At 71.6% G+C, this 17,760-nt stretch carries 12 protein-coding genes; 4 read left to right on the top strand and 8 right to left on the bottom strand.

The genetic code is table 11. The annotated features are described in order from the left end of the window. Window positions 1–57: 57 nt before the first annotated feature. Together dop and arc are read right to left on the bottom strand one after the other, a co-directional pair. Complete coding sequence (gene dop / locus IE225_RS16805) at window positions 58–1,569, bottom strand: depupylase/deamidase Dop (protein WP_373303206.1); 1,512 nt, start codon at window positions 1,567–1,569, stop codon at window positions 58–60. Between the two features lie 234 nt (window positions 1,570–1,803). After that, complete coding sequence (arc, locus tag IE225_RS16800) at window positions 1,804–3,570, bottom strand: proteasome ATPase (RefSeq protein ID WP_190058339.1); 1,767 nt, start codon at window positions 3,568–3,570, stop codon at window positions 1,804–1,806. A gap of 255 nt (window positions 3,571–3,825) precedes the next feature. Between arc and IE225_RS16795 the strand changes: the two genes are divergently transcribed. Continuing rightward, entirely contained in the window at window positions 3,826–4,131 is a 306-nt protein-coding gene (locus IE225_RS16795; RefSeq protein WP_190058338.1) for a ferredoxin, read from the top strand. A gap of 104 nt (window positions 4,132–4,235) precedes the next feature. On the opposite strand, the gene IE225_RS16790 is transcribed toward IE225_RS16795, so the two are convergent. The 3 genes from IE225_RS16790 to IE225_RS16780 all read right to left on the bottom strand — a co-directional run bounded on the left by IE225_RS16790 (window position 4,236) and on the right by IE225_RS16780 (window position 7,773). Beyond that, window positions 4,236–4,805: a hypothetical protein gene (locus IE225_RS16790; RefSeq protein ID WP_190058337.1), complete on the bottom strand. Its 570-nt coding sequence runs from the start codon at window positions 4,803–4,805 to the stop codon at window positions 4,236–4,238. Between the two features lie 399 nt (window positions 4,806–5,204). Continuing rightward, window positions 5,205–6,107, bottom strand: a complete 903-nt coding sequence (locus IE225_RS16785) for a tRNA (adenine-N1)-methyltransferase (RefSeq protein ID WP_190058336.1) — start codon at window positions 6,105–6,107, stop codon at window positions 5,205–5,207. A 109-nt stretch (window positions 6,108–6,216) separates the two neighbouring features. Then, window positions 6,217–7,773 (bottom strand): site-2 protease family protein, encoded by a 1,557-nt coding sequence (locus tag IE225_RS16780; protein WP_444545066.1) that lies wholly within the window; start codon window positions 7,771–7,773, stop codon window positions 6,217–6,219. 404 nt (window positions 7,774–8,177) lie between these two features. Here IE225_RS16780 and IE225_RS16775 point away from each other — a divergent pair, with 404 nt between their 5' ends. Then, window positions 8,178–9,137, top strand: a complete 960-nt coding sequence (locus tag IE225_RS16775) for a RecB family exonuclease (protein ID WP_190058334.1) — start codon at window positions 8,178–8,180, stop codon at window positions 9,135–9,137. A 14-nt stretch (window positions 9,138–9,151) separates the two neighbouring features. After that, window positions 9,152–9,823, top strand: coding sequence for a response regulator (locus IE225_RS16770; RefSeq protein WP_190058333.1), 672 nt, complete (start codon window positions 9,152–9,154; stop codon window positions 9,821–9,823). A gap of 216 nt (window positions 9,824–10,039) precedes the next feature. On the opposite strand, the gene IE225_RS16765 is transcribed toward IE225_RS16770, so the two are convergent. The 3 genes from IE225_RS16765 to metH all read right to left on the bottom strand — a co-directional run bounded on the left by IE225_RS16765 (window position 10,040) and on the right by metH (window position 16,647). Beyond that, complete coding sequence (locus IE225_RS16765; RefSeq protein WP_190058332.1) at window positions 10,040–11,644, bottom strand: ABC transporter substrate-binding protein; 1,605 nt, start codon at window positions 11,642–11,644, stop codon at window positions 10,040–10,042. 490 nt (window positions 11,645–12,134) lie between these two features. Further along, entirely contained in the window at window positions 12,135–12,872 is a 738-nt protein-coding gene (locus IE225_RS16760; protein ID WP_190058331.1) for an HAD family hydrolase, read from the bottom strand. A 259-nt stretch (window positions 12,873–13,131) separates the two neighbouring features. Beyond that, entirely contained in the window at window positions 13,132–16,647 is a 3,516-nt protein-coding gene (gene metH / locus IE225_RS16755) for a methionine synthase (RefSeq protein WP_190058330.1), read from the bottom strand. 326 nt (window positions 16,648–16,973) lie between these two features. Here metH and IE225_RS16750 point away from each other — a divergent pair, with 326 nt between their 5' ends. Beyond that, window positions 16,974–17,738, top strand: coding sequence for an IclR family transcriptional regulator (locus tag IE225_RS16750; protein WP_190058329.1), 765 nt, complete (start codon window positions 16,974–16,976; stop codon window positions 17,736–17,738). The last annotated feature ends 22 nt before the right edge of the window (window positions 17,739–17,760 follow it).

Raw genomic sequence — 17,760 nt, 5'->3', positions numbered from 1 at the left:
TGATTCCCGGCCGCCGCGTTTTTCACCCCGCCCGGCCGATCCGCCACGCGTCTTCGCTCAGCCGCCGGAGAGCACCCTGACCAGGTCCTCCGCCGTGCGGCAGCGGTCCAGCAGCGCCTTGACGTGATTACGCGTTCCGCGAAGCGGTTCCAGGGTTGGCACCCGCTGCAGCGAGTCACGGCCGGGCAGATCGAAGATCACCGAGTCCCAGGAGGCGGCCGCGACGTCGTCCGCGTACTGCTCCAGGCAGCGCCCGCGGAAGTAGGCGCGGGTGTCCTCCGGCGGCTTGGTCCTGGCCCGCTCGACCTCCGCCTCGTCCAGCAGCCGCTTCATCCGGCCACGGGCCACCAGGCGGTTGTACAGGCCCTTGTCGGGGCGTACGTCGGCGTACTGCAGGTCGACCAGGTGCAGCCGGGCGGAGTCCCAGTCGATGCCGTCGCGGCGCCGGTAGCCCTCCATGAGCTCCCGCTTGGCGACCCAGTCCAGCTCGCCGGCCAGGCTCATCGGGTCGTTCTCCAGGCGGCTGAGGGTGTCCTCCCAGCGCGCCAGGACGTCCTTGGTCTGCTCGTCGGCGTCGGCGCCGAAGCGCTCCTCCACGTACTTGCGCGCCAGCTCGTAGTACTCCATCTGCAGCTGGACCGCGGTCAGGGTACGGCCGCTGCGGAGCGTGACCAGGCGCTTGAGCGACGGGTCGTGGGAGACCTGGTGCAGGGTGCGCACGGGCTGGTCGACGGCGAGGTCGACGGCGATGAAGCCGTCCTCGATCATCGACAGCACCAGAGCCGTGGTGCCGAGCTTGAGGTAGGTCGAGATCTCCGACAGGTTCGCGTCGCCGATGATCACGTGCAGGCGGCGGTACTTCTCCGCGTCGGCGTGCGGCTCGTCGCGGGTGTTGATGATCGGCCGTTTGAGGGTCGTCTCGAGGCCCACCTCGACCTCGAAGTAGTCCGCGCGCTGGCTGAGCTGGAAGCCGTGCTCGTGGCCGTCCTGGCCGATGCCGACGCGGCCGGCGCCGGCGAAGACCTGCCGGGTGACGAAGAAGGGCGTCAGGTGGCGCACGATGTCCGAGAAGGGGGTCTCCCGCCTCATCAGGTAGTTCTCGTGCGTGCCGTAGGAGGCGCCCTTGTTGTCGGTGTTGTTCTTGTAGAGGTGGATCGGCTGGGCGCCGGGCAGCTGGGCGGCCCGCTCCGCCGCCTCGGCCATGATGCGCTCGCCGGCCTTGTCCCACAGCACGGCGTCGCGCGGGTTGGTGACCTCGGGCGCGCTGTACTCCGGATGGGCGTGGTCGACGTAGAGGCGCGCACCGTTGGTGAGGATCACGTTGGCCAGGCCGATGTCCTCGTCGGTGAGCTGGCTGGCGTCGGCGGCCTCCCGGGCGAGGTCGAAGCCCCGCGCGTCGCGCAGCGGATTCTCCTCCTCGAAGTCCCAGCGGGCCCGCCGGGCCCGGTGCATCGCCGCGGCGTAGGCGTTGACGATCTGGGACGAGGTGAGCATGGCATTGGCGTTGGGATGGCCCGGGACGGAGATCCCGTACTCCGTCTCGATGCCCATTACTCGCCGTACGGTCATGCGGCCCTCCTTGCCCGGCGGCACCCTCGGTCGTGGGCGCCGCGCCCGTACCGCTGGCGATCGGCTGCCTGTGCGGTGCCCGTCCCCGCACTGCGCAACGCGGCGGTAGAAAAGAGCCTAGAACGCCTTTGCGCTGGTGGGGAGATCATTTGCGTCATTGCTGTGCTCCAGCCGTGGCCCGGAAAACACTCGGCTGCGGGTACCCCGCGGAGGGCACCCGCAGCCGCCCTGTCGTTACAGGTACTGCCCGGTGTTGGCCACCGTGTCGATGGAGCGTCCGGTGTCCGCGCCCTGCTTTCCGGTGATGAGGGTGCGGATGTAGACGATCCGCTCGCCCTTCTTTCCGGAGATCCGGGCCCAGTCGTCCGGGTTGGTGGTGTTGGGCAGGTCCTCGTTCTCCTTGAACTCGTCCACGCACGCCTGGAGCAGATGGGAGACGCGCAGGCCTTTCTGGTTCTTTTCCAGGAAGTCCTTGATCGCCATTTTCTTGGCGCGGCCCACGATGTTCTCGATCATGGCACCGGAATTGAAGTCCTTGAAGTAGAGGACTTCCTTGTCGCCGTTGGCGTAGGTGACTTCCAGGAAGCGGTTCTCCTCCGATTCGGCGTACATGTGCTCCACGACCGTCTGGATCATCGCCTGGACGGTCGCCGCCTTGTCGCCGCCGTGCTCGGCGAGGTCGTCCGCGTGCAGCGGCAGGCGCTCGGTGAGGTACTTGCCGAAGATGTCCTTGGCCGCCTCCGCGTCCGGACGCTCGATCTTGATCTTCACGTCGAGCCGGCCGGGCCGCAGGATCGCCGGGTCGATCATGTCCTCGCGGTTGGAGGCGCCGATCACGACCACGTTCTGCAGGCCCTCCACGCCGTCGATCTCGGCGAGCAGCTGCGGGACGATGGTGTTCTCTACGTCCGAGCTGACACCGGAGCCGCGGGTGCGGAAGAGGGACTCCATCTCGTCGAAGAAGACGATGACCGGGGTGCCCTCGCCGGCCTTCTCCCGGGCCCGCTGGAAGACCAGGCGGATCTGCCGCTCGGTCTCGCCGACGTACTTGTTCAGCAGCTCCGGGCCCTTGATGTTGAGGAAGAAGCTCTTGCCGGCGGGCCGGCCGGTGACCTCGGCGACCTTCTTGGCCAGCGAGTTCGCCACCGCCTTGGCGATCAGCGTCTTGCCGCATCCGGGAGGCCCGTAGAGCAGCACGCCCTTGGGCGGGCGCAGCTCGTGCTCCTTGAACAGGTCCGGGTAGAGGTACGGCAGCTCGACCGCGTCGCGGATCGCCTCGATCTGGGTGCCGAGGCCGCCGATCTGCTCGTAGCCGATGTCCGGGACCTCTTCGAGGACGAGCTCCTCGACCTCGCTCTTGGGCACGACCTCGTAGACGTAACCGGAGCGCGGCTCGAGCAGCAGCGCGTCGCCGGGACGGATGGTGACGTCCAGCAGCGGCTCGGCCAGCCGCACCACCCGCTCCTCGTCGGTGTGCCCGAGGACCAGGGCGCGCTCGCCGTCCTCCAGGACCTCCTTGAGGGTGACGATCTCGCCGACGCGCTCGAACTCCATGGCCTCGACCACGTTGAGCGCCTCGTTGAGCATCACCTCCTGGCCGCGCCGGAGGTCCTCGAGCTCCACGCTGGGGCTGACGTTCACCCTCAGCTTGCGGCCGCCGGTGAAGATGTCGGCGGTGCCGTCCTCGTTCGCCTGCAGGAAGACACCGAAGCCGGCCGGCGGCTGCGCGAGCCGGTCGACCTCCTCCTTGAGGGCCACGATCTGGTCGCGGGCCTCACGGAGCGTGTTGGCGAGTCGTTCGTTCTGGGCGGACACGCCGGCCAGGTTGGTCTGCAGCTCGACGATCCGCTCCTCGAGAATCCTCGTGTGTCGCGGAGAGTCGGCGAGCTTGCGTCGCAGGACGGCGATCTCCTGCTCAAGGTAGGCGATCTGCCCGGCCGGGTCCTCGGACCCTCGACCCGGGCGGATGCCGCGGTCAATGTCGTCGTCGTGGGCTGCCACGGTCCTCACCTCCTCCAAGGGGAGCTGGACGCTTCCAGACCCTACCTGGGTGGGTGCTGATTGAAACCCCTAGATCACAAAGACGGTCGAGGAGTGTCCGATCTTCACCCTTGCGCTCTCCCTCACGGCAGGGGGATACCCAGCGAATCTGATTCGAAAGCAGGCAGAGGTAGGGTCGAGGCGTTCAACACCCGCCGGAGCTGGCCCGACTTGTGCCTTTTCGGGGCGGCCCGGCGGCCGGAAACGGCAGGAGAGATGACCGTGCAGCAGCAGGGCGGCGCCGACGGCGAGGCACTGGAGGTCTGGATCGACCAGGACCTGTGCACCGGCGACGGGATCTGCGCCCAGTACGCGCCCGAGGTGTTCGAGCTGGACATCGACGGTCTGGCCTACGTCAAAGGGCCGGACCAGGAACTCCTACAGGAGCGGGGCGCCACGGCGCCCGTACCGCTGCCGCTGCTCACGGACGTGATCGACTCCGCGAAGGAATGTCCGGGCGAGTGCATTCACGTACGGCGGATTTCGGACAAGGTCGAGATGTACGGCCCTGACGCGAAGTGAACGGCCCGCGACATTCGGTAACTACTGTCTGATACGTCACATTTCTGCCGCGTCGGGCGGGCGCGGGCGCTCCGGGTCCTCCCGGGCGGCGCCCGCCGGTGCGGTCAGACGCCGCGGGCGCCCGCCGGGGTGGTGCGGACGAACGCGTCGTTCTTCCACTGCCACTTGGCGTCGGTCTTCACGTCGGGGCAGCAACTGGGCACGTCGGCCGAGGAGTAGCCGAGCAGCGAGGCGACGACGGCGCCGTCGCGCACGGAGATCGCGGTGACGGTCCGGCGCTCCCTGGGCTCGACGAGGGTCGCCACCACGCGCGGTTTTCCCGTGTCCGCGGCCCGGGTGAGGACGTAGACGGCGTCCGGCGGGGTGCCCATGGGGGCGTCGCAGTGGACCACCGCCACCGTCTCCGGCCGGCCGTCGCCGTCCAGGTCCCCGGTGGCCTTCTTCACCACGACGGCCTTCACCGGGCCGCACTCGACGGGGAAGTCGACGCCCGTGGTGGCCGGGGCGGCCACGCTCGCGGTCCGCGGAGGGGAGGCGGGCTGGGCGGCGGTGGCCGAACCGGGGTGGAAGACCGAGGAGAGTGCCACGACACCGGTGACGGCGGCGGCGGTGGCGAGCCAGTGCAGGGGGCGGGTGTCGGTGTGGGCCAGTTCCGGAACGGCGGATTGCTGCACGAGGAGCGTCTCCTGTGAGGGCTGTGCCGGTAGAGGTGGCCAGCATCGTGCCACACGTCACACGCGTGGGGAACCTCGGGGTGGGTACGCGGGCCGGTCACCCTGCCGCCGGTGGGCCGACGGGACGTCAACACGAGGGCGCCGCGGCCGAGTTCCGAGGCGGTCGGAACTCGGCCGCGGCGCCAGGGCGTTGGGACCGTGAGAACGCCGAGAGCCCGGAACACCGAGAGTTCGGAACACCGAGAGTTCGGAACACCGAGAGTTCGGAACGCCGTGAACGCCGCGAACGCCGGGATCACGAAGAACGCGGAACCGGGGCGGGCGGGGTGTCGGGAACGCGGAGGAGGGGTGCCCGGCGGTCCCCGCCGCCGGGCACGGGCGTGCGCCCCGTCCCGCCGGTCAGCGGCCGAGGCCGCCGTCGGCGTTGGGACCGGTGTAGTCCTCGCCGTAGGCGCCCTTGGCGGGGCGGCGCCGGCGCAGCGGGGGCTCGACGCCGTCGGCCAGGCGGCGGGCGGTGAGCAGGAAGCCGGTGTGGCCGATCATGCGGTGGTCGGGGCGGACGGCCAGTCCCTCGATGTGCCAGTTGCGGATCATCGTCTCCCAGGCGGTCGGCTCGTTGAAGCAGCCGATCTCCCGGATGGACTCCACGGTCCGCGCCAGCTGGGTGGTGGTGGCCACGTAGCAGCACAGGATGCCGCCGGGCACCAGGGCCTTGGAGACGGCCTCCAGGCACTCCCAGGGCGCGAGCATGTCGAGGATGACGCGGTCGACATCGGTGTCGGACAGGTTGTCCTGCAGGTCGCCGACGGTGAGCTGCCAGGCGGGGTGCGGGCCGCCGAAGTAGCGCTCGACGTTCTGCCGGGCGATGTCGGCGAAGTCCGCGCGGCGCTCGTAGGAGTGCAGCATGCCCTGGTCGCCGACGGCGCGCAGCAGGAAGGTGCTGAGCGAGCCGGAGCCCACGCCGGCCTCCACGACGCGCGCGCCGGGGAAGATGTCGGCGAAGGCGAGGATCTGCCCCGCGTCCTTGGGGTACACGACGGCTGCCCCGCGGGGCATGGACAGGACGTAGTCGGGGAGCAGGGGGCGCAGCGCGAGGTAGGCGACGTTGCCGGTGGTGCGGACGACGCTGCCCTCGGGGGCGCCGATCAGCTCGTCGTGCGGGAAGGAACCCTTGTGGGTGTGGAAGTTCTTCCCGGCCTCGAGCGTGAACGTGTAGTGGCGGCCCTTGGGGTCGGTCAGCTGTACCTGGTCCCCGACCTTGAAGGGCCCGCGCCTGCGGGCGGCACCGGTCGGTTCGGACATGTGACCAGCGTACCGGCACCCGAGGGGGCCGCCGACCACCGGGACGGCCCCCGGGCGGGGCGGGAGGGACGGCGGGGCGGCCCCTGGCAGGGGTCCCTGGGAGGAGCACTCAGGAGGGGCGGGCCATCGCCTTGACGAAGGCGCGCTCGACGTCCGAGGCGGACAGCACGCCGTAGATCTCGCCGGTCTCCTCCACGACCAGGTATTCGGTGGCCGGGGTGGCGCGCAGGACGTCCAGGAGCTCCTCGCCGGCCAGCTCGGCGGAGACGCGCATGCCCTCGGTGAGCTCCTGGGCGAGGCCGCCGACCGGCACCCAGGGGCGGCGGTGCTCGGGTACGCCGACGATGGCGGCCTCGCGCACGATCGACTGCGGGGTGCCGTCGGCGTCGACGACCACCAGGGCCCGCGCGCCGGCGGCGTTGGCCCGGCGCAGCGCCTCCGAGAGGGGGGTGTCGGTCCGCACGGGCACCGCACGCCGGGTGAGGGTGCGGGCGCGCAGCTCGGGGAGGTGTTCGCGCAGGCGCGCCATGCGCAGGCTGTTGCCGGCGCCGGTCCAGATGATCGCGGCGAGGATGGCGGCCAGCAAGGCGTCGGTGACGGTGTCCATGCCGACGTTGTCCTCGGCGTTGCTGCCGAGCGCCCCGGACTGGGTGATCAGGGGCAGGCCGATCAGGACGGCGACGGCGAGGGCGCGGCCGACCCAGGCCGCGGCGACCGTGCCGCTCATCGGGCGGCCGGTGAGCTTCCAGACGACGGCGCGGAGCATGCGGCCGCCGTCGAGGGGCAGGCCGGGCAGGAGGTTGAAGACGGCCACGATGAGGTTGGAGACCATCAGGCCCGCGAGCAGCACGCCGGGGACCGTGCCGGGCCGGACGGGCTGCAGCGCCAGATAGAACAGGCCGGCGAGGGCGAGGGAGAGCAGCGGGCCGACGAACGCCAGCACGAACTCCCTGCCCGGTGTCTCGGCCTCCTTCTCGATCTCCGAGACACCGCCGAAGAACTGCAGCTGGATGCGGCGCACGGGCAGCTTGAACCGCAGCGCGGCGACCGTGTGGGCGAGCTCGTGCACCAGCACGGAGGCGTAGAACGCCACCGCGAAGAACAGGGAGACCAGGTAGCGAGCGGCGCCCAGCTCCGGCAGCACCCGGTCCAGCTGGCCGCCGAACACCCACGTGATCAGCGCCGCGACCAGGAACCAGCTCGGCGCCACGTACACCGGCACCCCGAACGGCCGCCCCATCAGCAGCCCTCCGCCGGGTTCCCGGGACCGCCGCGGCGGCCTCGGCCCGGCGCCGCCGGCGAAGGCGCGCGACCGCTCGCCTGCGGGGGCGGACGCGGGGCCCTGCTCATCGAGGGCGGGGGCGGGGACGGACGTACGGTCCCGCTCGCCGGGGAGCGGGACGGTCGTACGGCGCCGGTCCTCGGCGGTCCGCGCCGGGCCGGCGCCGGCCCGGCGGCCGGTCTCCGGGGCATCGGCGGGCGCCCGGTCCGCCTCGTGCGGTCCTTCCGGCCCGCCCGGTCCGCTCGGTGCATCCGGTCCGCTCGGCCCATCCGGTCCGCCCGGCCCATCCGGTCCGCCCGATCCGCTCGGCGCACCCGGTCCGCCCGGCCCATCCGACCCGTCCGTCTCGCCCGGTCCACCCGGCCCACCCGGTCCGCTCGCCACGGGCTCGCCGGGCGTCCCGGGTGTCGTCCGCGCGCCGTTCGCGGTGGGCGCGTCGGTGGTCCGGTCGTCGTCGGCCCGCGCGTCCCGGGGCGTTTCCGCGCCCGGATCCGCGCCCGGAGGGGTGGAACCGGTGCGGGGCGCCGGGCCGGGACCGGTGGTGGGGTCCGCCGGGCGCTCGGCCGGCTCGTCGGTGCCGGACCGCGGCTGCCCGTTCCCGCCGCTTACGTCCACGGTGTCCCCTCGTTCGAAGCGTCTCCGCGCCTGCCGGGCGGAAGGGTCTCGGGTCGATGGTATGCGTCCGTCGCGAGGTGTTTCTCCCCGGCACCCCAGGCGTCCCCGCCGCCGTCGCCCGGACCGGCACGGGCACCGCGCCGTGTCAGTGCCGGGCCGTAAGGTCTTGGGACATGGAGACGAGCACCGAGGACGCCTCGCGGGCGCACACCGGGGACACGGCGGCTGCGGCACCGGCACCGGAGCCGGGGGCGGCCCCCGCGGCCGGGCCGCCGCTCGCCGTCGTGCCGCCGGACTCGCTGTCGCCCTCGCGCGCCGGTGACTTCATGCAGTGCCCGCTGCTGTACCGCTTCCGGGTCATCGACCGCCTGCCGGAGAAGCCGAGCGAGGCGGCGACCCGGGGCACCCTGGTGCACGCCGTGCTCGAGCGACTGTTCGACATGCCGGCCGGGGAGCGGACCGCGCCGCGCGCCAGGTCGCTGGTTCCCGCGCAGTGGGACCGGCTGCGCGCCTCCCGTCCGGAGCTGGCGGAGCTGTTCGCGGACGACCCGGACGGCGAACGGCTGGCGCGCTGGCTGGCCGAGGCCGAGCGGCTGGTGGAGCGCTGGTTCACGCTGGAGGACCCGACCCGGCTGGAGCCGGCCGAGCGCGAGCTGTTCGTCGAGGCCGAGCTGGACTCGGGGCTGAAGCTGCGCGGCATCATCGACCGGGTCGACGTGGCCCCCACGGGCGAGGTGCGGATCGTCGACTACAAGACGGGGAAGGCGCCACGGCCGGAGTACGCCGAGGGCGCGCTGTTCCAGATGAAGTTCTACGCCCTGGTGGTGTGGCGGCTGAAGGGCGTCGTCCCACGGCGGCTGCAGCTGGTCTACCTCGGCAGCGGGGACGTGGTGACGTACGACCCCGTCCTCGCCGACCTGGAGCGCGTCGAGCGCAAGCTGCACGCGCTGTGGGAGGCCATCCGGCGGGCCACCGAGACGGGCGACTGGCGCCCGCGTCCGACGAAGCTGTGCAACTGGTGCGACCACCAGGCGCACTGCCCCGAGTTCGGCGGCACTCCCCCGCCCTACCCGCTGCCGCTGAGGGCGGCGCCGACCGGTGCCGGGGCGCAGGGCAGAATGGGGCCGGACTAGTGAAGGAGAGTCACGTGGCCATCCGCGTCCTGCTGGTCGACGACCAGCCGCTGCTGCGTACGGGCTTCCGGATGATCCTGGAGGCGGAGCAGGACCTCGCGGTCGTCGGCGAGGCCGGGGACGGCCTCCAGGCCCTGGACCAGGTGCGCGCCCTGCAGCCCGACGTGGTCCTGATGGACATTCGCATGCCGCGGATGGACGGGGTGGAGGCGACCCGGCAGATCACCGGGCCCGGACGGGACGGCCCGGCCAAGGTGCTGGTGCTGACCACCTTCGACCTGGACGAGTACGTGGTGGAGGCGCTCAAGGCGGGTGCCAGCGGCTTCCTGCTCAAGGACGCCCCCGCCCACGAGCTGGTGCAGGCGATCCGGGTCGTCGCGGCCGGCGAGGCGATGCTGGCGCCGAGCATCACCCGGCGGCTGCTGGACAAGTACGCCACGCACCTGCCCTCCGGTGAGGAGCCGGTGCCGGACACGCTGCACACGCTCACCGAGCGCGAGGTGGAGGTGCTGAAGCTGGTGGCGCGCGGGCTGTCCAACGCCGAGATCGCCGCCGACCTGTTCGTCAGCGAGACGACCGTCAAGACGCACGTCGGGCACGTGCTGACCAAGCTGGGCCTGCGGGACCGGGTGCAGGCCGCAGTGTACGCGTACGAGAGCGGGCTGGTGCGTCCGGGCTCGCAGTGAGCGCCGCGGGCCCGGTGCGGAGATCCCGGGCGTCCGGTGTCCGGCGTCCGGAGGCCGGGCGCCGCGGACCCGGTCCGTCCCCGATGGCGTGACGTCCCCGATGGCGTGAAGGGCGCCCTCCCGCGCGGGAGGGCGCCCTTCACGCCGTCGTCGTGGCGCCGCCGTACCGCCGGCCACGCCCCGGGGAGCCGTCACACGCCCCGGGGCGACGCCGCGTCAGTTGCTCGTGCCGCGGCCGAGCTCCCACAGCTGCAGAGTGGCGGTGGAGTTCAGGGCGTAGGCGGTGCCCGTGATGTCGTCGCGCGCGGCCACGTACTGCTTGCCCTGCCACAGCGGCAGCAGCGGCACGTCGTCGGCGACGATGTCCTGGATCTCCGTCAGGCTCTTGGCGGCGGCCAGGCGGTCGGCCTCGCGACGGGACGCCGGGATCAGGTTGTTGCGGATCGTGCTGTTGGCGTACGGCGAGTTGAGGGTGTTGTCCTTGTCGAGGAACGGCGCGATGTAGTTGTCGGCGTCCGGGAAGTCGGGGAACCAGCCCATGCCGTAGACCGCGTACTCGCCCTTGCGCTCGGCCGTGTTGAAGGTCCCCCACGGCGTGCCCTTGAGGGTGACGTCGAACAGGCCGGAGGCGTCGAGCTGCTGCTTGAGCACCTCGAACTCCTTGCGCGTGGCCGGACCGTAGTGGTCGGTCGTGTAGTGCAGCGTCAGCTTCACCGGGGTGGCGATGCCGGCCCTGGTCAGCAGCGCCTTGGCCTTGGCGGTGCTGGGGTCGCCGTACTTGTTGAAGAAGGAGTTGGAGTGACCGGTGACGGTGGCCGGGACCATCGAGTACAGCGGCTCGGCCTGGGAGCCGTACACCTTGGACACCAGCGCGCTGCGGTCGACGATCTGGGCGATGGCCTGGCGCACGGCCTTGCTCTTCACGACGGGCGCGTCGGTGTCGAAGCCCAGGTAGCGGATCTCCAGGCCGGGCATCTCCACCAGGTCGACCTTGCCGTCGTCGGAGAGGGACAGCTTGCGGATCTGCTCCGGCGACATGGTGCGGGTCATGAGGTCGATGTCGCCCTTGTCCAGCGCGGCGCCCATGGCGTCGGTGCTGGGGAAGGAGCGCAGCTCGACCTTGTTGTTGTTGAGCTTGAACGTGCCCTTGTAGTGCGGGTTCTTGGTGAAGACGGCGTCGACCATCTCGCCGTTCTTCACCTCGGCCTTGAGGGTGTACGGCCCGGAGCCGTCCACCTCGAAGCCCTCCCGCAGCTTGTTCTTCGGGTAGTCCTTGGGGTCGACGATGCCCGCCACCGGGGTGGACAGCTTGTACGGGAAGGTCGCGTCGGCGGTCTTGAGGTGGAAGATCACCTCGCGGTCGCCCTGCGTCTCCACGGTGTCGACGGTGGACAGCAGGCCGGCCACGCCGGTGTCGGCGTTGATGGCGATGGCGCGGTCGATGGAGTACTTCACGTCGGCCGCGGTGATGGGGTCGCCGTTGGCGAACTTCAGGCCCGGGCGCAGCCGGCACGCGTACCGCTCGTTGCCGCTGTCGGTGAATCCGCAGCTCTCGGCGGCCTCGGGCACCGGATCGCCGTCGCCCTTGGGCAGCGTCATCAGGGTCTGGACGGTCTGCCGCAGGATGTTCCAGGTGCCGACGTCGTAGGCGTAGGCGGGATCCAGGGGCGCGGGGGCTTCCTTCGAGGCGGTGAACCGATCCGTGGTGCCCACGACGATCGCGTCGCCGCCGCCGCTGCCGCTGTCGGACCCGCCGCAGGCGGCGAGCACCGGCGCGAGCAGGCCGGCCACGGCCGGCAGCACCAAAGTCTTGCGGTTCATGCTCGAGTTTCTCCAGCTGTCAGGTCCGTGTATCCGGCAAGCAGGGGTGGTGCAGCCGGACACGGGTAAGGGGGCGATGTTCTCGCGATGAGATTAGTCGGCGCCCGCAGCGGGGTTGGCGGCCGCGGGAGTTGAGCCCCCATCACGCAGCGGAATCAGGTGCGGACGGTCCGAAAACCGGACAGCGGAATGATTGGCGCAGCCATTGACCAATCGGGACACAAGGGTGCGCCGGGACGGCACGGGACGGCGTCGACAGCACACCGCGGGCGGCGTGTCGACCCCTTGGAGGGTGGGGAACGTCACACGATCGATCAGGTCGCCGGCCGTGGGAATTCGGCCTGCGGGGGGCGCTGCAAATTCTTTGCCGTGCGCCCCCCGGTCGGTTTTTCGCGCCCCTTGAGCGCCCCTTCGGCACCCCCTTGAGCGCCTTTTCACCGGCCGGGCCCGCACCCTTTTGCACGCTGGGTGAACGCCCGGCCCATTTCCGTCATCGGCCGATGACGAGCCCGCGCAGAAAAGGCAGGTCGACCTCTTCCAGCGAGTTCACCACGGTGCGCCGGGCCGCCGGGGCGATGGGCGCCACCGAGGGCACCGCCACGACGTGGCAGCCCGCCGCCTCGGCCGCCGCCACGCCGGTCGCGGTGTCCTCGACGACCGCGCACCGGGCCGGGTCCACGCCGAGCCCGGCGGCGGCGTGCAGGTAGGGGTCGGGGTGCGGCTTGGTGCGCGGCACCTCGTCGCCGGCGATCGACAGGTGGAAGTGGTGCGGGCCGAGCACGTCCAGGACGCGGTCGATGATGCGGCGGTGCGAGGCGGAGACCAGCGCGGTGGGGACGCGGTGTCTGGACAGCTCGGCCAGCAGCCGTTCGGCGCCGGGCATCAGCGGCAGGTCGCGCCCGATGCGCTCCTCGAAGCCCTCGTTCAGCAGCACCGTGAGCTCGGCGAGGGTGATGGCGGCGCCGGTGGCCTCGATCAGGAACCCCGCGCTGCGCGTCATGGGACCGCCGACCACGACATGGCGCCAGGCCTCGTCCAGGGTGTGGCCGAGGGAGGCGAACACCTCGACCTCGACCTCCCACCAGAATCCCTCGGTGTCCACCAGCGTGCCGTCCATGTCCAGGAACACGGCCTGCAGGGCGGACCCTTCCGCCGTCGGGGTCTTCCCCGCCCGGGCGGAGCCGAGGGCGGGGGGAAGGGTTCCGGGCGCGGGGACCGTTGCGGTCATCCGGGCACACCTCCTTGCGGGACGCGCAGGCCGGTTCCCGCGCGGGAACCGGCCTGCAGTGGACCGACCAGTGTACGTCGTGTGCACCGGAAACGCCTCGTTTATCCAGCGGGGGCCGGGGGTACGGCACGCGAGTGCCAGTGCCAGTGCCAGTGCCAGTGCCAGTGCCAGTGCCAGTGCCAGTGCCAGTGCCAGTGCCAGTGCCAGTGCCAGTGCCGGCACGACCGCCGGCGCCGGTGCCCGCGCCCCGCCGCCCGGCTCAGCGCGCGTTGAAGTACTTGGCCTCGGGGTGGTGGACGACGATGGCGTCGGTGGACTGCTCGGGGTGGAGCTGGAACTCCTCCGAGAGGTGGACGCCGATCCGCTCCGGCCGGAGGAGGTCGGCGATCTTGGCGCGGTCCTCCAGGTCGGGGCAGGCGCCGTAGCCGAGGGAGAAGCGGGCGCCGCGATACTTCAGCGCGAACATGTCCTCGATCGCCTCCGGATCCTCCCCGGCGAAGCCGAGTTCGGCGCGCACGCGGGCGTGCCAGTACTCGGCGAGGGCCTCGGCCAGCTGCACGGACAGGCCGTGCAGTTCGAGGTAGTCGCGGTAGGCGTCGGCCGCGAAGAGGCGGGCGGTCTCCTCGCCGATGCGGGAGCCGATGGTGACGACCTGCAGGCCGACGACGTCCTTCTCGCCGGACTCCTCCGGGCGGAAGAAGTCGGCCAGGCACAGGCGGCGGCCGCGGCGCTGGCGCGGGAAGGTGAAGCGGGTGCGCTCGTTGCCGGCCTCGTCGAGGATGATGAGGTCGTCGTCCTTGGAGACGCACGGGAAGTAGCCGTAGACCACGGCCGCTTCCAGCAGGTTGTCGGTCTGCAGCCGGTCCAGCAGGCCGCGCAGGCGGGGGCGGCCCTCGGTCTCGACGAGCTCCTCGTAGCTGGGCCCGCCCCCGGCGCGGGCCTGCCGCAGGCCCCACTGGCCCTTGAACAGCGCGTCCTCGTCCAGCCAGCCGGCGTACTCCTTGAGCTGGATGCCCTTGATCACCCGGGTGCCCCAGAACGGCGGCTTGGGGACGGGGTTGTCGGTGGCGACGTCGGAGCGGACGTGGCCCTCGGCCGGGCGTTCCTCGACCTCCACGGTCCTCGCGCGCACCCGGCGCTGCCGCAGCTCCGGCAGCTTGGCGCCGGGCACCCCGCGCTTGACCCCGATGAGGGCGTCCATCAGGTGCAGTCCCTCGAAGGCGTCGCGGGCGTAGCGGACCTCGCCCTGGTAGATCTCGTGCAGGTCCTGCTCGACGTAGGCGCGGGTGAGGGCGGCGCCGCCGAGGATGACCGGGTACTTCGCCGCCAGGCCCCGGGCGTTGAGCTCCTCGAGGTTCTCCTTCATCACCACCGTGGACTTCACCAGCAGCCCGGACATGCCGATCACGTCGGCGCCGTGCTCCTCGGCGGCCTCCAGGATCGCCGAGACCGGCTGCTTGATGCCCAGGTTGACGACGTTGTAGCCGTTGTTGGACAGGATGATGTCGACCAGGTTCTTGCCGATGTCGTGCACGTCGCCGCGGACGGTGGCCAGCACGATGGTGCCCTTGCCGGCCTCGTCGGTCTTCTCCATGTGCGGCTCCAGGTGGGCGACGGCGGCCTTCATCACCTCCGCCGACTGCAGCACGAACGGCAGTTGCATCTGCCCGGAGCCGAACAGCTCGCCGACGACCTTCATGCCGTCCAGCAGCGTGTCGTTGACGATGTCCAGCGCCTTGCGGGTCTTCAGGGCCTCGTCGAGGTCGGCCTCCAGGCCGTTGCGCTCGCCGTCGATGATGCGCCGCTTGAGCCGTTCCTCCAGCGGCAGCGCCGCCAGCTCCTCCGCCTTCGAGGCCCGCAGGGACTTGGCCGTGGCGCCCTCGAAGAGCTGCATGAGCTTCTGGAGCGGGTCGTAGCCCTCGCGGCGCCGGTCGTAGATCAGGTCCAGCGCCGTGCGCACCTGCTCCTCGTCGAACCGGGAGATCGGCAGGATCTTGCTGGCGTGCACGATCGCCGAGTCCAGGCCCGCCTTGACGCACTCGTCCAGGAAGACGGAGTTGAGCAGGATGCGCGCGGCCGGGTTCAGGCCGAAGGAGATGTTCGACAGCCCCAGCGTGGTCTGCACGCGCGGGTGGCGCTTCTTCAGCTCGCGGATGGCCTCGATGGTGGCCAGCCCGTCCTTGCGGGACTCCTCCTGACCGGTGCAGATGGTGAAGGTCAGGCAGTCGACGAGGATGTCCTCCTCGCGGATGCCCCAGTTGCCGGTCAGGTCCGCGATCAGCCGTTCGGCGACGGCGACCTTGCGCTCCGCGGTGCGGGCCTGGCCCTCCTCGTCGATGGTCAGCGCGATCAGCGCCGCGCCGTGCTCCTTGGCCAGGGCCGTGACCTTGGCGAAGCGGGACTCGGGTCCGTCGCCGTCCTCGTAGTTCACCGAGTTGATCACCGCGCGGCCGCCGAGCTTCTCCAGGCCGGCCCGGAGGACGTCGACCTCGGTGGAGTCCAGCACGATCGGCAGCGTGGAGGCGGTGGCCAGCCGCCCGGCCAGCTCGCTCATGTCGGCCACGCCGTCGCGGCCGACGTAGTCCACGCACAGGTCGAGCATGTGCGCGCCCTCGCGGATCTGCTCGCGCGCCATCTCCACGCAGTCGTCCCAGCGGCCCTCCAGCATGGCCTCGCGGAACTTCTTCGACCCGTTGGCGTTGGTGCGCTCGCCGATCGCCAGGTACGCGGTGTCCTGGCGGAAGGGCACGGCCTGGTAGAGGGAGGCGGCGCCGGGCTCGGGCCGGGGGTCGCGCTCGGGCGGGGTGGTGCCGCGGAGGCGTTCCACCAGTTGCCGCAGGTGCTCGGGCGTGGTGCCGCAGCAGCCGCCCACCAGCGACAGCCCATAGTCGCGCACGAAGGTCTCCTGCGCCTCCGCCAGGCCCTGCGGCTCCAGCGGGAAGTGCGCGCCGTCCTTGGTGAGGACGGGCAGGCCCGCGTTGGGCATGCACAGCAGCGGGATGCGGGAGTGGCGGGAGAGGTAGCGCAGGTGCTCGCTCATCTCGGCCGGGCCGGTGGAGCAGTTCAGGCCGATCAGGTCGATGCCGAGCGGCTCCAGCGCGGTCAGCGCGGCGCCGATCTCCGAGCCCAGCAGCATCGTGCCGGTCGTCTCGAACGCCATCGACACCAGCAGCGGCACCTCGGCGCCGGTCGCCTCCATGGCCCGGCGGGCGCCCAGCACGGCGGCCTTGGCCTGCAGCAGGTCCTGCGCGGTCTCGATGATCAGCGCGTCGGCGCCGCCGGCCAGCAGGCCCTCGGCGTTGGCCTGGTAGCCGTCGCGGATCGTGGCGTACGGCACGTGGCCGAGGGTGGGCAGCTTGGTGCCGGGGCCGATGGAGCCGAGCACCCAGCGGGTACGGCCGTCCCGCGCGGCGTACTCGTCGGCGACCTCGCGCGCGATGCGGGCGCCCGCCTCGGACAGCTCGTGGATGCGGTCGGAGATCTCGTACTCCGCGGTGGCGGTGTGGTTGGCGCCGAAGGTGTTGGTCTCCACGCAGTCCACGCCGACCGCGAAGTACGCCTCGTGGACGGAGCGGACGATGTCCGGACGGGTGACGTTCAGGACCTCGTTGCATCCTTCGAGGGACTGGAAGTCCTCCAGCGTGGGTTCCTGCGCCTGGAGCATCGTGCCCATCGCTCCGTCGGCCACGACCACACGGGTGGCGAGCGCTTCGCGCAGGGCGTCCACGCGGCTGCGGCTGTCGGCGGAAGAAGGGGTCGGCGGCAACGAGGCCATGAAGGGGCTCCCTCGGGTGCGACGGCTGTCGGCTATGCGGCTCCCCGCTCTTCTGGGAGGAGGCGCACGTCGTCAGGGTAACGGGGAGCGGGCTCGGATGGGCAGGGCGTCCACGAGGCGGACGGCCGCGGGGCCGCCGACGCGGTGACCGGGGCGACCAGGATGTGACAACCGGGGGTCCGTTGACGTAACAGATCCGGAAACAGATCCGGACCGACCATTGGCGGGAGGTCGGCATGGACCGGTAGTGTTCGGCATTGCCGAACAGCGGCGTCGGCGGTGTCGGCCCGCTGCGGGCAGTCGAAGGGGACGGAGGCAGGACGGCGATGGCACGGAACATCCAGTCGCTCGAACGGGCGGCCGCGATGCTGCGGTTGCTCGCGGGCGGCGAGCGGCGGCTCGGCCTGTCGGACATCGCCTCGGCACTGGGCCTGGCCAAGGGCACGGCCCACGGCATCCTGCGCACCCTGCAGCAGGAGGGCTTCGTCGAACAGGACGAGACCTCCGGCCGCTACCAGCTCGGCGCGGAGCTGCTGCGCCTGGGCACCACCTACCTGGACGTGCACGAGCTGCGGGCGCGCGCCCTGGTGTGGACCGACGACCTGGCCCGCTCCAGCGGCGAGAGCGTCTACCTGGGCGTCCTGCACCAGCACGGGGTGCTGATCGTGCACCACGTCTTCCGGCCCGACGACAGCCGGCAGGTGCTGGAGATCGGCGCCATGCAGCCGCTGCACTCCACGGCCCTGGGCAAGGTGCTGTCGGCGTACGACCCGGTGGCGCACAGCGAGGCCGTGGAGGCCGACCGCAAGGCGTTCACGGACCGCACGGTGTGCGACCTGGCGGCGTTCGAGCAGATCCTCGATCTCACGCGCGCACGGGGCTACGCGGCCGACGTCGAGGAGACCTGGGAGGGCGTGGCCTCCGTCGCCGCGCCCATCCACGACCGGCGCCGCATGCCGGTCGGCGCGGTCGGCATCACCGGCGCCGTGGAACGGGTCTGCCGGGACGGCGAGCTGCGCCCCGAGCTGATCGCGGCGGTGCGGGACTGCGCCCGCGCGGTGTCGCGGGACCTGGGCGCGCAGCGCTTCTGAGGCTTCCGGGGCCCCGCGGGGC

The organism is Streptomyces echinoruber (genome assembly GCF_014651135.1).
Lineage (GTDB): Bacteria > Actinomycetota > Actinomycetes > Streptomycetales > Streptomycetaceae > Streptomyces > Streptomyces echinoruber.
This window is presented reverse-complemented; position numbering and strand designations above follow the sequence as displayed.

Bases quoted from the DNA above. Each gene is read 5' to 3' on its own strand.
- IE225_RS16765 (WP_190058332.1), bottom strand. From the start codon at position 11,644: ATGAACCGCAAGACTTTGGTGCTGCCGGCCGTGGCCGGCCTGCTCGCG.
- IE225_RS16785 (WP_190058336.1), bottom strand. From the start codon at position 6,107: ATGTCCGAACCGACCGGTGCCGCCCGCAGGCGCGGGCCCTTCAAGGTC.
- IE225_RS16795 (WP_190058338.1), top strand. From the start codon at position 3,826: ATGACCGTGCAGCAGCAGGGCGGCGCCGACGGCGAGGCACTGGAGGTC.
- IE225_RS16760 (WP_190058331.1), bottom strand. From the start codon at position 12,872: ATGACCGCAACGGTCCCCGCGCCCGGAACCCTTCCCCCCGCCCTCGGC.
- IE225_RS16750 (WP_190058329.1), top strand. From the start codon at position 16,974: ATGGCACGGAACATCCAGTCGCTCGAACGGGCGGCCGCGATGCTGCGG.
- IE225_RS16775 (WP_190058334.1), top strand. From the start codon at position 8,178: ATGGAGACGAGCACCGAGGACGCCTCGCGGGCGCACACCGGGGACACG.
- dop (WP_373303206.1), bottom strand. From the start codon at position 1,569: ATGACCGTACGGCGAGTAATGGGCATCGAGACGGAGTACGGGATCTCC.
- metH (WP_190058330.1), bottom strand. From the start codon at position 16,647: ATGGCCTCGTTGCCGCCGACCCCTTCTTCCGCCGACAGCCGCAGCCGC.